The sequence below is a fragment of the Pseudomonas triclosanedens genome, from assembly GCF_026686735.1.
In the GTDB taxonomy this organism is placed as follows: Bacteria; Pseudomonadota; Gammaproteobacteria; order Pseudomonadales; family Pseudomonadaceae; genus Pseudomonas; species Pseudomonas triclosanedens.
Genome location: NZ_CP113432.1, coordinates 3,595,066 through 3,609,877 on the forward strand (window position 1 = coordinate 3,595,066; position 14,812 = coordinate 3,609,877).

A 14,812-nucleotide genomic window follows, 5' to 3' on the forward strand; every position below is an offset into this window, starting at 1 on the left:
TGGCCATGACGCTTTTCACGACGGACTACCTGGAGTACTACCTCACCCTCGTGTCCTGGATCGTCAACAACGGTATCTGGGCCGTGCTGGTGTCCAGCGGGGTGTTCGCGCTGCCTTTCGTTGCCATCGTCGTGCAGGAGTGGCTGAAGGCCCGTGCGGAAGGCGCTGACGAGGGCAACAAAGGCGTTCTGAGTGCCGCCCGTATCGAGAACCGGGTGTTCGTCGCGATCGTCGTGGTGATGTTCGCGGGCATTCCGTTCATCGACGTGGACCTCAGCACCATCCAGTACGACAGCTCGCGCTCGGCACAATGCCAAGTCAGCGTGCCGCAGCCCATGGAAACCGGCTGGTCGCAGTCCTTCAGCACCATCAACAACCAGTCGGCGAAGGTGCCGGTCTGGTGGGCCTTCATGCACGCGCTCTCGCGCGCGGTCACGAGCGCCTCGGTGGCCGCGATCCCGTGCGGTACGGACCTGCGACAGATGAGGATGGAGATCGACGCGACCCGCATCGACGACCCGGTACTGGCTCAGGAGGTCGCGGACTTCTCGCGGGACTGCTATGGGCCTGCGCGGGCCAAACTGTTCATGCAGCGCCCGGATCTCGATGAGCAGCAGATGCACGACGTGACCTGGATCGGCTCGCGCTTTTTCACGGACACGGGGGGCTACTACGACAACTACCGCTCCAGCACAGCGCGCGAGGCATGGCCCTATGACGATACCCGCGATGCGGGGCTCGCGCAGGTTGCCAATGGTGGCGGCTACCCGACCTGCAGGCAGTGGTGGTCAGACGGCAGCAACGGCCTGCGGGCACGCCTGCTGGGTCAGGTGGACCCGAGCCTGCTGAATCGCCTGGCGGGCTGGGCCGGGTTCCTCAGCCGGGCCGAGGTGGACGATTCGGTAATCCGCGCCATCGCGTCACCCCGGCAGCAGAAACTGAACCAGGGCAGCGTTTATACGGACTACGGCGGTCAGATCGACAAAACCCTGCCGAACATCGTGACGCGGGCCACAGGCGACGTCGGGATGGCAGTCGGCGCGATTGCTGCGTTTCCTGCCATGGACGTCGTGCGCCAATCCCTGCCCATGGTGCTCGCCTTGCTGAAGATGGCGCTGGTCATCTGCATCCCGCTCGTGCTGGTCGTGGGCACCTATGACCTGAAGACGGTCGTCACCGTCAGCGTGGTGCAGTTCGCGCTGTTCTTCACGGACTTCTGGTTCCAGCTCGCACGCTGGATCGATTCGACGATTCTGGACGCGCTTTATGGCTGGGGCTTCGGCTGGAACCGGCCGCACACCAACTTCGACCCGCTGGTGGGGTTGAACAACGCCTTCGGGGACATGCTCCTGATGTTCATCACGGGCACGATGTTCATCGTGCTGCCTACCTTCTGGATCATGGCCTTGGCTTGGGCGGGCGTTCGCGCCGGTAACGTGCTGCAAGGCCTCGCCGGTGCCACTGGCGAGGCCAAGGCTGCCGGTGGGAAGGGAGGAAGTATCGCGATCAATGCAGTGTCGAAGAAGTGATCACTGCTAGTCGTCCTCGACATGAGGATCAATGCGAAAACCGTCGTAGGTGTACAGGCCGAACCCGGCTGGCCCGTTTCGCCATTCTGGCTCGGGCAACTCCTCGCCCAAGTCGGCGTTGCGGGCCATCCAGGCAACGACCATGACGCACACCAGCAACAGAGCCAGCCAGAAGGTGGTGTACAGCAGCGCCCCGAGCGCGGCCAGCTTGACCACCCACACGAGCACGACGGCGCCAGCTACCGGCACTCCCTTGGAGATCAACCAGTTCGACGCCCGCCGTTCGCCGCGCGCATAGGCACGCCATCCGCGGCCAAAGGCGCGGCCGAGGCGTTCTGCGGTGCTGGTGCGGGTCGTCGTGTTCATGGTCGTCTCCTGCTGCTGAGGAATACCTATTTCAGTTTGCTCCACTTCATTCGGTTTGAGGCTTCAATGTGTTCTCTTGCTGCTTCAGGACGCCTCGTCATCCGGCTCCACCGGGCCAGGATCGGGTTCCACGCCGATGCGGTAGGTGGCAACGAACCGCGGCCAGTCCACATGGTCAACCAGCTCGATGTCCTCGACAACGCTGACCTTGGCTCCCGCACGCTCGAACAGGGCGATGCTCTTGGCGGGATAGTTGTTGCGCGACGGATAGAGCACCCCGTCGAACAGCGCTTGGCCATCATCTCCGAGCATCGCATGCACCTGGGCGGACACCTGCTGCGTGTACGTGTAGTCGCGGCTGGCCAACTGCTCCAGATTCAGGCCGAAGTAGCCCGCCATGACGCCCGGTGCCGTGAGGTCAGCCAGAAGCACGTCATCCAGCACGCCTACTGCGCGCACCATCCGGGCCTGGACTTCCTTCAGGGCAATGGAGCGCTTCGTGTCTTCAAGCCACTGGTGCTTGTGGAACACCGACTCCATCAGCGCCGTGGGCAGGTCGCGCCCCAGGTAGAGCACGCCGTAGGCCCCCGCCGGGTCATCGTAGCGATTCGTGCTGCTGCGGCCATAGTACAGCGGGCTGCCCCGATAGACGACGCGGCTCACATGCTGGAGCAGTTCACCGGCATCGATCAGGAACGAAGGCAGCTCGTGGCTCATGGTGATCTCGCTTCAATGCACCTGGACGCCCAGCACGTTGAACACGGCCTCGGCCACGTCATCGATCGTGCGATGCGTCACCGCATCCACCGGCGAGCGACCGCCCAAGCCTTCGAGCGGTTCGGACAGCGCGCGGTAGATCGTCCAGTGGTCGATGCCCTCGACTTCCTGAAGTACGGTTTGAGTCAACTGCTGCTTCACCGGGTCGAGCTGCCAGTCGGGCAGCTTCTGGCCGCGCGGCCCCACGTTCAGCGCCAGCAGCCGACGGGCGAGGATGTCCTTGTAGATTTGCTGGCGCGACTTGTCCGCCAGCTTGGCGAACTCGGCGGGCGGCAGGTTGTGCGGCTGGTTGAAGGCTTCCAGCAGCACGGCGCGGCCTCGCTGGACGTCGGTTTCAGTCGGTGCCCAGCGCGTGTCGGCGCGCAGCGCGGCCACCTTGCGCTGCAAGGCCTGCGCCACCGTTTCGCCTTCGAGGTTGGCGGGCAGCTTCACCGCTTCCACGCGCTCATGAATGAACGCCTGCAACTCGGCCGCGAAAGCCGGAGCATTGCGGATTTCGACGGTATCCGCGAAGCGGCGCACATCCTCCACCGTAACGCGCGGCAGACGATCGGCAATGAATTCGATGGCAGTGGGCATGGTCATCTCCCAGGTAGGTTTGAGACAGGATTCACTCTAGTCTCCTTTGTCGCCTTTGTCAACTTTGTCGCCTGAGTGAAAGCCTACCTGGCGGGTAGCGTCTTGGGAGCATAGACCGGGGCCAGCGCCGGGTCGCCACCCAATCCATTCGTGCGGGTTCCACATTGACGCTGGAGCCGCAACCCAGGCCCCGCTATACCGAAACGGTTAAAGGCCAAAGGGTCAAAACGGCAAGGGAATGGGGTGCAAGGGGAAAGGCCCTACCTCGAAAAGGCCAAAAGGCCTCCCGCCCGGCCCGCCATCAGGACACCGACATGCTCTCCCTGTTCCAGCGAAAACGGCCCCCGGTCGCCGCCGCTCCATCGCCACCACCCGCCGCCGACCTCCCGAAAGGGTTGATGCGGCCGGACTCGGCCGCATCGCTGCTAGCCACCCCGCGCCGGCAGAAGCTGCTGGAACACATCTGGCAGCGCACATCGCTCTCGCGCAAGCAGTTCGCCACCCTGTACCGCGTCCCGCTGGAGCGCTACGCGGAGCTGGTCCAGGCTTTCCCGGCCTCCGAAGCGCACCACCACGCCTACCCGGGCGGCATGCTCGACCATGGCCTCGAAATCGTCGCCTACAGCCTGAAGCTGCGGCAGTCCCATCTGCTACCCATTGGCGCCAGCCCCGAAGACCAGGCGGCGCAGGCCGAAGCCTGGACTGCGGCCGTCGCCTATGCCGCACTGCTCCATGACATCGGCAAGGTCGCGGTCGATCTGCACGTCGAGCTGGCCGACGGTAGTACCTGGCACCCATGGCACGGCCCGCTGCGCCAACCGTACCGCTTTCGCTACCGCGATGATCGCGAGTACCGGCTCCACAGCGCCGCGACAGGCTTGCTCTACCGGCAACTGCTCGATCGCGACATGTTGGACTGGCTCAGTGGCTATCCGTCCCTGTGGGCACCGCTGCTTTACGTCCTCGCCGGGCAGTACGAGCACGCCGGGGTGCTGGGCGAGCTGGTCGTACAGGCCGACCGCGCCTCCGTCGCCCAAGAGCTGGGCGGCGATCCTGCGCGCGCTCTGGCCGCACCCAAGCACTCGCTCCAACGCAAGCTGGTCAACGGGCTGCGCTACCTGCTCAAGGAAGAGCTGAAACTGAACCAGCCCGAAGCCTCCGATGGCTGGCTCACTCAGGATGCTCTATGGCTGGTGAGCAAGACCGTTTCCGACAAGCTGCGCGCGCACCTGCTGTCTCAGGGGGTCGATGGCATCCCTGCGAACAACACCGCAGTGTTCAATGTGCTCCAGGATCACGGCATGTTGCAGCCGACGCTCGACGGCAAGGCGATCTGGCGCGCGACCGTGACCAGTTCCACCGGCTGGTCACACTCGTTCACCCTGTTGCGGCTGGCACCTGCACTGATTTGGGAGCCTGGCGAGCGGCCGGCGCCGTTCGCCGGGACGGTGGCGATCGACATGACACCGGCCGACAAAGAGGCCGATGCTTCGGTGCAATCGCCGGCACTCGCGACAACACATCCTGCCGAAGAGCAGCATCCTGCTCCGTGGACGGACGCTGGCGCCGCTGCTGCCCCGGTTCACCCGTCCGCTGCCCAGGCCGTGCCCGATGTCATGGAAGACATGCTCGCGATGGTGGGAATGGGTGAATTGCCTGCCGTCCAGCAGGATGCAGAAGCCGTCTCGGTCGAAGCGCCTGCCGCAGGCCCCGAAACGCCTGCGCCGTCACTGGCTCCATCATCAGCGCCCGCGCCCACGGCCGCGCAGCCATCCGGTGAGCACTTCATGGCATGGCTGCAACAGGGCGTCGCCTCGCGGCGGCTCATCATCAACGACGCCAAGGCGCTCGTGCATACCGTGGGCAACACCGCCTACCTGGTCAGTCCCGGCGTCTTCCAGCGTTACGCGCAGGAACACCCGCAAGTCGGCACGCTGGCGAAGCAGGAAAGCCAACAAGATTGGCAATGGGTACAGAAGCGTTTCGAGCGGCTGCAACACCATCGCAAGCACCCCAACGGCCTAAACATCTGGACCTGCGAGGTGACGGGGCCTCGCAAATCCCGCCGCCTCCACGGCTACCTGTTGGACGATGCTCGGCTGTTGTTCGCGGAAATGCCGCCGAACAACCCCTACTTGTCGCTCGTGCAATAAGAAGATGAAGACCGCCAAGTGTCATAAACGATGGCGGGGATGTTGTAAATACTGCATTTTTCAAGCAGCTATTGTAGTGTTTACAACCTATTGCCCGTCGTAGCGGTCAAGCCACCGCTTTAGGAGATACCTGTGTATGTAGTCCCGCACAACAACACGCGGCCCCATGAAGTCGATGCTCCAGCAACACCGCAATCCAGGGTGTGCAAGAAGCCATTGAGCCGTACTCGCAGGTGCGTGCGGAATGTCGCTCCCTTCGCCTGTGCGTTCGTGCTCACCGCTTGCGCCAGCACCCCACACACCACGGCACCACCCGCAAACACCGCCGACTCCCATATCACCGTGCCGATCATTCATCACCCGGACGGCGAGACTCCGGCTTGGTGGTTCCGCGATGGTGCCGCGCAGGCCGCCGCGCGGGGCGCAATGCACGGTCATGCGAAGAACGTCATCATTTTCCTCGGTGATGGCATGAGCTTGACCACAGTCACTGCCGCGCGCATTTTCGAGGGGCAGCGTAAGGAAGGCAGCGGTGAGGAAAACCGCCTATCGTGGGAAAACTTCCCTGCTACTGCACTTAGCAAGACCTACAACACCGATTCGCAAACGCCCGATTCGGCCGGCACCATGAGCGCGATCGCCACCGGCGTGAAGACACGTGCCGGCGTGCTCAGCATCGGCCAAGGCCCGAAGCGTCAGGACTGCACCGGCGCGCTGGCATCGCCGATGCTGACGATGTGGGAACTGGCTGCGAGCGCCGGCATGTCGGCCGGCGTAGTGACTACCGCACGTCTGACCCACGCCACGCCGGGCGCTACCATTGCCCATTCAGCCGAACGCAACTGGGAAAGCGATGCTGATATGCCACAGGCTGCCAAGGATGCCGGCTGCATCGACATTGCCCGCCAAGTAGTCGAGACACCGTTCTGGCGCGGGTTCGATGTGCTGATGGGCGGTGGCCGCAAGAATTTCATGCCTGCCTCGCAACATGACCCTGAATATGACGACAAGGTCGGCGGGCGACTTGATGGCCGCGATCTCATCGCCGTATGGCAAGAGCGTCACCCTGGAGGCTCCTATGTCTGGAACAAGCGGTTGCTCGAAGCCGCGCCAACCGACAAGCCACTGCTGGGCCTGTTCGAGCCGGAGCACATGCAGTTCGAGCATGATCGCCCGAAGGATGCTGCCGGTGAACCCTCGTTGGCAGAGATGACCCGCGCTGCGATCACCCGACTGGCGCGCAACCCTGAAGGCTACGTGCTGCTGGTCGAAGGTGGCCGCATCGACCACGCCAACCACGCCGGCAACGCTTACCGTGCGCTGACTGATACGGTGGCGATGAGTGATGCGGTGCGCGTCGCCTCAGAAGTCACGTCCGCCGATGACACCCTCATTGTTGTCACCGCAGACCATTCGCATACGTTGACCTTCGCTGGCTATCCCGTGCGCGGCAACCCGATACTAGGCAAGGTGCATGGCAGCAGTGGCGAAGACAATACGGTCGGCTTGGCCACTGATGGCATCGGCCTGCCTTACACCACTCTCAACTATGCCAATGGCCCTGGTTATACCGGTGCCAGCAAATCGCAGCCTGCCGGATCGAAAAGGTATCCACACACGGGCAACGGCTTCCAGCCTGCCACTGGTCGCCCCGACCTGACCCATGTGGATACGGAAGACCCGGACTACATGCAGGAAGCCACGTTGCCGCTTTCTGGTGAAACGCACAGCGGCGAGGACGTGGGCATTTGGGCACGCGGCCCAGGCAGCGACGCAATTCGCGGCAGCGTAGAAGAAAACGCAATCTTCCACTTTGCCGTACAGGCCACCCCGCGGCTGCGAGGTGCGCTCTGTGCAAAGCACCTGTGCGACGCCAGCGGCGTGCCGGTGGAATTGCCAAGAATCAGCACCTTCCAATCGCCCCAGTGATCGGTTAACAGAGGTGCAGCAGCCATGTCGCTCGCGTTAGAAGAGACCCGCCTGAAGATAGCGGAGTACACAGGCATTGGCTCTGCGCGAGTGCGACACGCTGGCCGCGTTTGGATCACATCCAACCTCGGCCAGCGATCACCAGCAACAACGCGCCCAGTGCGATTCGGTAGATCGCGAACGCTGTAAACCGATGTGTCTGAATGTAGGACAGCAGCCATTTGATGGCGACAAATGCCGTGATGGTGGACACGATGAATGCAGTACCGAGAGCTACCCAATCTTCGTGTCCACCGCCATGCTTGAACTGACCATATAGTTCATAACCGCTTGCGGCATACATCGTCGGTATGCCAACAAGAAATGCAAATTCGGTCGCGGCTCCGCGATCGCCTGTTCCCGTCAGCATCGCCGCAAAGATAGTTGCGCCCGAGCGAGACGTGCCGGGAAAAATGCCCGCCACGATCTGCGCAACTCCCACAGCAATGGCGACAGTCCAAGTCACCTCTTTCTTGGAGCTACGCCTTTCTGAAAATCGCTCGGCAGCCATCATCCAGATGCCACCGATGATGAGTGCCCACGCGACGGGCGCAAGCGTAGTCGGCAATTCCACGCCGGCCGCCTTGGCAACGAAGCCGAGCACGGCGGTAATCAGAAAGGCAAGTGCCAGCTTACCGATATAGAGACGATTCTCGGGTTGGCGCCAGCTCACGGCGAGCGTGACCAGACGACGCCAGTAAACGATCGTCACGGCCAGCATGGCGCCGGCCTGGATGACAATATTGAACGTGTCGGATCGCGCCCCCAGCCAGTGTTCTGCAATGAGCAAATGCCCGGTGCTGGAAATCGGCAAGAGCTCGGTTATCCCCTCAATAATGCCGAGGATGATTGCACTCCAATCCAACATCGTTGCTCCAAGGTGATTGGCGCGACGTATCGCGCATCTTTAGAAATGTTCGAGATTCACCGCCACCTGCCAGTGGCATATGAATCAGCCATCGTCCTTCGGTACAGGAAGGTTCACCGCTTTGCCTGCCAACTTCTTCCGCAGGTCGTTGAGTGTTTTTAGGCTTGCGACCGTCTCAGTGGGCCGCTGGGTTGCGATGCCTACCAGCAAGGCTTCGATGAGACCGAGCGTTGCCGTGTGCATGCTCAGCATGTCCGCACGTCCTCGTGCCACGGGGAGGACTTGATCGACCTGCTGCCGAAGTTTGGCGGCAAGTGTGTCCGTCAGAAGCAGCGACCCCAGCCTCTGCCGTTTGATTTCACTGAGCAGCAAGGCCAGTTCTTCATACACTCGTCCATAGGCAAGGATGACAACGAGATCCCCCTTGCGTAGCGTCCGAAGGTCATCAGCAAACAGAAGGCCGCTATTGGTCAGGCTCGCGGCATCCAATCCGAATCGCTTGAGTTGCAGAACGAGATAGGTTGCTATGGCGCTTGATGGCCCCAAGCCGAAAACGAGGACTCGCTGGGCCTCGATCATGCTGCGAACGGCTTTCTCGAAATCCTCTGGCTTGATCGAGCGGCAAACACTTTCGAGAGACTGCCGGTGAATCTCCATCGTCACGTCGAAGGCCACTGCCGGACTGGAGCCAACTTCATCCAGCGTTCGCGCGAGCCGGTCGGCCGGCGAGATTGAATCACGCAATTCGCTGGCGAGTGCGCGCCGAAGATCGTCAAGACCGGCGAAGCCCAAGGCCCTGGCGGTACGCACGATCGTGGCATCACTGGTGTTTGCTTTCGCCGCCAGTGCGGCGGCAGATGCGATTAGAACCTGCTCGCGGTTCTCCTGAAAGAACACCGCGACGCGCCGCTCTGCCGGACTCATCCGCTCGATGCTGTTCGCAATTCGCTCATCAAAAGTTGACGGTGTTGGCGGCACGTGTGGGTGCTCCTTGACTTATGTTGTGAACACGACGAAAATTCTATCCTATAGGTAGCAAACACTACAACCCAGTTGGACCCCAATGAACTCTCTTGCCTGGAATATCGCTGCGCCTGCTATTGGAGCCGCCTTCCTTGCGTCGCTTGTCGAGGTTGTGGAAGCGTTCACGATCGTTCTAGCGGTCGGCATCTTGCGCGGGTGGAAACCGGCGGCACTTGGCACCGCTGCGGCGCTCATTGTGCTCGCCTTGGTGATCGTGGTGCTAGGCCCATTGCTCAACCAAGTGCCGCTTCACTTCCTCCAATTCGTCATCGGGGTGTTGCTTCTCCTGTTTGGCATGGGATGGCTCCGCAAAGCGATTCTCCGAGCGGCAGGTGTTATTCCGTTACACGACGAGGCGGCCATCTTCGCGTCCGAATCTGCACAACTCGCTGACGCGGGTGCCCGCCAGCGCACGTCGCTCAACTGGATAGCGGGCATGACTGCGTTCAAAGCGGTATTGCTGGAGGGTTTGGAAGTCGTTTTCATCGTTATTGCCGTAGGTGCTGGTCGAGGACTGCTATGGCCCGCTGCCCTGGGCGCACTGGCAGCCTGCATCGTCGTCCTCACCATCGGAATCATTGTTCATAAGCCGCTGGCGCGGGTGCCGGAGAACACTTTGAAGTTCGGGGTTGGCGTCATGCTGTCGGCCTTTGGCGTGTTCTGGACGGGCGAAGGTCTCGGCGTCGAGTGGCCGGGCCAGGATTTGGCATTGGTGGTATTCGCAGGTGTGTTCCTGGCCGTCGGCCTTGCAACCGCATACCGCCTTCGGCGAGTGCGTATGGAGATGGCGCAATGAGTATTCTTCGTGATGTTGCCAAGGAACTACTCGGAATGTTCCTCGCGGACGCGCGACTCACTACGGCAACGCTAGTGCTTGTCGCACTCGTGTCTGCTCTTGTCCTCGCCGTAAAAATTGAGCCGCTTTGGGGAGGATTTCTGCTCTTCTTGGGCTGTCTAGCAATCCTTGTCAGTGCAGCCTCTCGCGAGGCAAAACAACGCGGTTTTCGATGACTCCCGCAGACGAAAATTAGTCAACGCTTGATCTATCAGATAGGCGCGATTGCTATACTGTATGCGTGGAGATGGCATACCTCCACCCCAGAAGTAGAGCTGGGAAAACCGCACTTTCAAAGTGCTGATGATGCCTACAGGTCCTGATCGAGGACGCTGTGGGCTGTCGTCCACCGCGCTCGCCGATCTGTTTGTACCCCACTCCCAGGTCGCGTAGATGCGTATAGAAGAATTTCTCTCCGCACATCGAACCGGAGCCCAACCCTCCGGTGTTTGGCTTGTGCGCGCTGGTGCGAGGATGCACTCGGTCAGGCCAGCGTGGTCGCTATACGTGATCAAGTCTTGGTTTCGCGCCATGACCGGCTGGAGACAGAATAAATCCGACTCCCACCCCTGCAGCGCCATGCGGCGCGTCAACATGCCATGGGAATAGAAAGCAGCTATGGAAACTCCACTCGCTGATACTCACCCCAAGAGCGTCCAGGCCAATCAGAGCCAAGCACGAGAGATTGCGTTCCAGAGCATCCTGGGCGAAGGCCCAAGCATCCACATTGCGCAGCAACCCGAGTGTTTTCACGACCTCGGGCTGGATCAGGTGGTGCAAGCCGTCGTGGCGCCCTGGAAGGAGTATGACCTCGCAGGGTTCTTCCATGCCAATCTCATGTCGGAGGATGCGATCGTCTTCCGGCAGGAAGTGATGCGCGACCTTGAACAACCGGACATCATGGCTGCCGTGCGCGGGTTCACCGAGCGGTTGCGCGTGATGCGCCAGCAATTGCCGCTGGCGACCAAGGCCTACGACCAGCACGAACGCAACCGCTGGCATCTGAATGCGGTGCAACGCTATGGAGAGGCCATCGTTGAACTCGATCGAGCACTGGCTCCGCTGGCACTCAATTCCCGAGGCTTGCAGCGCTGGCGCGAGTTCGTGCGGGCGTATGTCGAGTCCGCGCCCTTCAAGCGCCTCATGGAGCAGGCAGCGCAGTTGGTGCGGGACTTGGCGAGCATCACTTATGCGGTGACGATCTACGGCCCCAACGTCTCGGTTCGCAACTGTGCGGATGAGCCGGACTACACCGTGGAGATCGAGCGCACCTTCGCCAAATTCCGCCGCGGCGCAGTGAAGGACTACCGTATCCAACTCCCGGTCAAGGAGGGCCTCAACCACATCGAGGCGCAGGTACTCGACTGCGTCGCGCAACTGAACCCGCAGGTGTTCGGCGCGCTATCGGCGTTCCGGGCCGAGCATGATGTATTCATGGAGCCCCTGGTCGAGCGCTTTGACCGCGAGATCCACTTCTACATCGGCTGGCTGGACTTCATCTCCCCGTTCCGCAAAGCAGGCATGGCGTTCTGCCATCCCTCCGTGTCGAATGCCACGAAGGACATCCAGGTCTATGGCGCATTCGACCTGGCGCTAGGGCTGCGCCTGTTGAACCAGGAAAAAGCGATCGTCTGCAACGGCTTCGAGTTGCATGGCGCCGAGCGGATGATCGTCGTCACCGGCCCGAACCAGGGCGGCAAGACGACATTCGCGCGCATGTTCGGCCAGTTGCACTGGCTGGCAAGCCTCGGCTGCCCGGTGCCGGCCACCGGGCCGGCCCGGTTCTTCCTGTTCGATCGTCTGTTCTCGCACTTCGAGCGCGAAGAGGACATCCGTAACCTGCGCGGCAAGCTGCACGACGACCTGGTGCGCATGCATCGCATTCTGGAGCAGGCAACACAGAACTCCGTCGTGGTGATCAACGAGATTTTCTCCTCCACGACCTTGCAAGACGCACTGTTCCTCGGCCGTGAAATGCTGGAACGCCTGTCCCGGCTCGACGCCATCGCCGTATGCGTCACGTTCCTGGATGAGCTGACACGGTTTTCCCCCAAGGTGGTCAGCATGGTGGCGGCGCTCGATCCAACGGACCCGGCGGCGCGCAGCTTCAAGCTTGAGCGGCGGGCGGCCGATGGCCTGGCGCATGCGCTGGCGATTGCCGAGAAATACCACGTCACCGGCACCTGGTTGAAGGAGCGGATCGCGCCATGAAAGCCTTGCTGATGCACCCTGACCGGGACTTCGACGGCGAGCAGCCCGTTCCCGCGCATGCCCAGACCCTGGCCCAGGACCTCGAACTGTCCACGCTCTGGGACGCGATGGCGGGAGGAGACGCCTTCCTGCGCGACGTGGCGCGCAAGGCCATCTTGCTATCAACCAACAACGACGCTGAGACCGTGCAGCATCGGCAGCAGGTGCTGGCGGATGCCATAGCGCATCCGCAGGAAGTGCGCGAACTCTACGCCCTTGCGGTTGAGGCGATCGAGGGTCGCAAGAAATACTGGTTCGGCGTGTTCATGAATTACCCCAGTGGCGTCTTGCGCAGCGCCATCGGGCTGATGCAGTTTTTTACCGAGATGCTGCAAAAGCTGCGCGTATTTGCCGAACACAAAGGGAGAGACTTCAGCTCGCCGGGGTTCAGCGCGCTCTTCGAGATGCTGCGCACGGAGTTCGATGACAGCTACCTGGCCACGGTGCGCCAGCATCTGAAGACCCTGAAATTCGATGGCGGCGTGCTGATCAGCGCCTCGCTTGGGCACGGTGGAGAAGGCGTGGGCCATGTACTGCGATTGCCCCCGGAGAAGCCGTCCCTGTGGGAGCGGCTGTTGCACCGGGGACCTGCGCAGTACGGCTTTCGGCTGCACGAGCGCGACGAGGCGGGCGCGCGGATGCTCGGCGAAATCGAGGATTGCGGTGTCAACCTCGTGGCCAATGCGCTGGGGCAGTCTTGCGACCATGTCCTGGGGTTCTTCCAGATGTTGCGCACGGAGCTGGCGTTCTATGTGGCCTGCCTCAATCTGCACGAGCAGTTAGGCCAAGCCCAGGCGCCCTGGTGCATGCCTGCAATGGCGGATACAGGCGCGCTGCAATTGGCTTGCAACGATTTGAGGGACGCATGCCTGGCGCTCAAAATGGGGTCCGGCGTCGTGGGCAACACGGTGCAGGCCCAGGGCAAAGGGTTGATCGTCATCACGGGGGCCAACCAGGGCGGCAAGTCCAGTTTCCTGCGCGCTTGCGGCGTGGCGCAACTGATGATGCAGACCGGCATGTTTGTCTGCGCCCAAGCCTACGCGGGCGAACGCTGCAACGGCGTTTTCACGCACTACAAGCGCGAGGAGGATGCCTCGTTCAAGAGCGGAAAGCTCGATGAAGAGCTGTCCAGGTTGAACGATATTGCCGACGCCATCCAACCAGGATGCCTGTTCCTGTCCAACGAATCCTTTGCTTCGACCAACGAGCGGGAAGGCTCCGAAATCGCCTGGCAGACGGTGGAAGCGTTGCGCGATCGGCGGATCAGGGTGATGGCCGTCACGCACCTGTTCGACTTCGCGCACCGGCTCGCGGCGGACAACCGGGCCGATGCCTTGTTCCTGCGTGCGCAGCGGCGCGAGGACGGCTCCCGATCGTTCAAGCTGGAAGTGGGGGAGCCCTTGTCCACTAGCTTCGGCGAAGATCTATATGCACAGGTGTTTGGTGCCAATGCAGACCAGGCGAACGTGAAAGAAAAGCCCACAGGCGCAAGCGTAGCGCACGATGACAAAAGGCCGGTAACCGGAGCGCAGACGTGATATCGATCGATGCAAAACATCAAAGCTCTCCGGGAGGATATGTCATGCCCTTGGATTCACCATCGGCCTTTAATCTCGTACCGTCCATCGAGACACGCTTGAAATCCGCCGTCCACCTTGCGCGCAACTATATTCTGGAGCGGGCATCGCCAGGCGGCGGGTTTTGTTTCTACCGTGGCTATCACCTAGAGGAGCCGAATCTCTCCGATACCTGGCACAGTACGCGCGCGTGGACGCTGCTGACCAATGCACTGCTACCGGAGCGAGCAAAGCATATCGATTTCGTCCTTTCTCAAGGCATCGGATCGCAGCCTTTCGCGCTGTACCACAGGGTGCGCAGCTTGCAAGAGCTGCAAGCGGAGGACCCCGATGCTCCACGGGTACGCGAAGCCGTGGCGTCTTTACCACTGACGCTGCCACACGCGAGTGCTCCAACACTTCAAGCATCGCTGCATGCCTTGTTCTACAGCCTTTGGCTGAGGCAGCACTTTGGTCTTCCGATGGCCGGAGGGCATTCTTTGGGGCAGGAGTTGCAAGCTATGGAGAACGTCGAGGGCGGCTTTGGTCGCCCTTCCAACCTGCACGACACGGTCGAGGCGCTACGGGTGCTGGAAGTGTGCGGCTGCGGCGTGGAAGAGAAAACAGCGAACTTTGTAAGGCGCGTAGCGGTTGCCGGGTTTGGCTTCCGGCTAACGGAAACCTCCCTTTCGCCGTGCTTGGAAACCACATGCGCAGGAATAGCCTGCAGCATCAGCCTCGGTATTCCCATTGACTATGCACTCGACGCTATTGACTTCATCCTGGCGTGCCAGACTGGGCATGGAGGGTTTGCATTCCGCCCCGGCGGCCTACCTGATTTGGCGTGGACGCATCTAGCATTGGAAACGATCTACGACTGGTTAAACGCCCAAGCCGCTCCATGATGA

At 61.6% G+C, this 14,812-nt stretch carries 12 protein-coding genes and 1 riboswitch; of the genes, 7 read left to right on the forward strand and 5 right to left on the reverse strand.

Features of this window, described 5'->3' with window-relative positions; all coding sequences use genetic code 11:
• Positions 1-5 precede the first annotated feature (5 nt).
• Positions 6-1,529 (forward strand): conjugal transfer protein TraG N-terminal domain-containing protein, encoded by a 1,524-nt coding sequence (locus OU419_RS16560; protein ID WP_071039670.1) that lies wholly within the window; start codon positions 6-8, stop codon positions 1,527-1,529.
• 6 nt (positions 1,530-1,535) lie between these two features.
• Here OU419_RS16560 and OU419_RS16565 read toward each other — a convergent pair whose 3' ends face one another.
• The 3 genes from OU419_RS16565 to OU419_RS16575 form a co-directional block, all read right to left on the reverse strand.
• On the reverse strand, positions 1,536-1,895 hold the full coding sequence (locus OU419_RS16565; RefSeq protein ID WP_071039671.1) for a DUF3742 family protein: 360 nt from the start codon (positions 1,893-1,895) through the stop codon (positions 1,536-1,538).
• Positions 1,896-1,979: 84 nt separating this feature from the next.
• On the reverse strand, positions 1,980-2,612 hold the full coding sequence (locus OU419_RS16570; protein ID WP_071039672.1) for an RES family NAD+ phosphorylase: 633 nt from the start codon (positions 2,610-2,612) through the stop codon (positions 1,980-1,982).
• Positions 2,613-2,624: 12 nt separating this feature from the next.
• Positions 2,625-3,251 (reverse strand): integrase, encoded by a 627-nt coding sequence (locus OU419_RS16575; protein WP_071040450.1) that lies wholly within the window; start codon positions 3,249-3,251, stop codon positions 2,625-2,627.
• A 314-nt stretch (positions 3,252-3,565) separates the two neighbouring features.
• On the opposite strand from OU419_RS16575, the gene mobH reads away from it, so the two are divergent.
• Both mobH and OU419_RS16585 read left to right on the forward strand, forming a co-directional pair.
• On the forward strand, positions 3,566-5,404 hold the full coding sequence (gene mobH, locus OU419_RS16580) for a MobH family relaxase (protein ID WP_071039673.1): 1,839 nt from the start codon (positions 3,566-3,568) through the stop codon (positions 5,402-5,404).
• A gap of 270 nt (positions 5,405-5,674) precedes the next feature.
• Entirely contained in the window at positions 5,675-7,333 is a 1,659-nt protein-coding gene (locus OU419_RS16585; protein ID WP_268171788.1) for an alkaline phosphatase, read from the forward strand.
• Positions 7,334-7,448: 115 nt separating this feature from the next.
• On the opposite strand, the gene OU419_RS16590 is transcribed toward OU419_RS16585, so the two are convergent.
• Both OU419_RS16590 and OU419_RS16595 read right to left on the reverse strand, forming a co-directional pair.
• Positions 7,449-8,240: an undecaprenyl-diphosphate phosphatase gene (locus tag OU419_RS16590; protein ID WP_254473762.1), complete on the reverse strand. Its 792-nt coding sequence runs from the start codon at positions 8,238-8,240 to the stop codon at positions 7,449-7,451.
• An 84-nt stretch (positions 8,241-8,324) separates the two neighbouring features.
• Positions 8,325-9,218 carry a MurR/RpiR family transcriptional regulator gene (locus OU419_RS16595; RefSeq protein ID WP_157128553.1) on the reverse strand — a complete coding sequence of 298 codons (894 nt, stop codon included), beginning with the start codon at positions 9,216-9,218 and terminating at the stop codon, positions 8,325-8,327.
• An 85-nt stretch (positions 9,219-9,303) separates the two neighbouring features.
• On the opposite strand from OU419_RS16595, the gene OU419_RS16600 reads away from it, so the two are divergent.
• The 4 genes from OU419_RS16600 (at position 9,304) to OU419_RS16615 (ending at position 14,809) form a co-directional block, all read left to right on the forward strand.
• Entirely contained in the window at positions 9,304-10,059 is a 756-nt protein-coding gene (locus OU419_RS16600) for a COG4280 domain-containing protein (RefSeq protein WP_254473760.1), read from the forward strand.
• A gap of 273 nt (positions 10,060-10,332) precedes the next feature.
• Positions 10,333-10,418, forward strand: a riboswitch (Fluoride riboswitch).
• A gap of 298 nt (positions 10,419-10,716) precedes the next feature.
• Entirely contained in the window at positions 10,717-12,309 is a 1,593-nt protein-coding gene (locus tag OU419_RS16605; protein WP_084085335.1) for a MutS-related protein, read from the forward strand.
• Positions 12,306-13,886 carry a MutS-related protein gene (locus OU419_RS16610; protein ID WP_047349935.1) on the forward strand — a complete coding sequence of 527 codons (1,581 nt, stop codon included), beginning with the start codon at positions 12,306-12,308 and terminating at the stop codon, positions 13,884-13,886. The genes OU419_RS16605 and OU419_RS16610 overlap by 4 nt, the downstream gene beginning before the upstream one ends.
• Before the next feature lie 44 nt (positions 13,887-13,930).
• Positions 13,931-14,809: a prenyltransferase/squalene oxidase repeat-containing protein gene (locus tag OU419_RS16615; RefSeq protein WP_157128554.1), complete on the forward strand. Its 879-nt coding sequence runs from the start codon at positions 13,931-13,933 to the stop codon at positions 14,807-14,809.
• Positions 14,810-14,812: the final 3 nt, after the last annotated feature.

Bases quoted from the DNA above. Each gene is read 5' to 3' on its own strand.
- mobH (WP_071039673.1), top strand. From the start codon at position 3,566: ATGCTCTCCCTGTTCCAGCGAAAACGGCCCCCGGTCGCCGCCGCTCCA.
- OU419_RS16600 (WP_254473760.1), top strand. From the start codon at position 9,304: ATGAACTCTCTTGCCTGGAATATCGCTGCGCCTGCTATTGGAGCCGCC.
- OU419_RS16605 (WP_084085335.1), top strand. From the start codon at position 10,717: ATGGAAACTCCACTCGCTGATACTCACCCCAAGAGCGTCCAGGCCAAT.
- OU419_RS16615 (WP_157128554.1), top strand. From the start codon at position 13,931: ATGCCCTTGGATTCACCATCGGCCTTTAATCTCGTACCGTCCATCGAG.
- OU419_RS16560 (WP_071039670.1), top strand. From the start codon at position 6: ATGACGCTTTTCACGACGGACTACCTGGAGTACTACCTCACCCTCGTG.
- OU419_RS16610 (WP_047349935.1), top strand. From the start codon at position 12,306: ATGAAAGCCTTGCTGATGCACCCTGACCGGGACTTCGACGGCGAGCAG.
- OU419_RS16575 (WP_071040450.1), bottom strand. From the start codon at position 3,251: ATGCCCACTGCCATCGAATTCATTGCCGATCGTCTGCCGCGCGTTACG.
- OU419_RS16570 (WP_071039672.1), bottom strand. From the start codon at position 2,612: ATGAGCCACGAGCTGCCTTCGTTCCTGATCGATGCCGGTGAACTGCTC.
- OU419_RS16590 (WP_254473762.1), bottom strand. From the start codon at position 8,240: ATGTTGGATTGGAGTGCAATCATCCTCGGCATTATTGAGGGGATAACC.
- OU419_RS16565 (WP_071039671.1), bottom strand. From the start codon at position 1,895: ATGAACACGACGACCCGCACCAGCACCGCAGAACGCCTCGGCCGCGCC.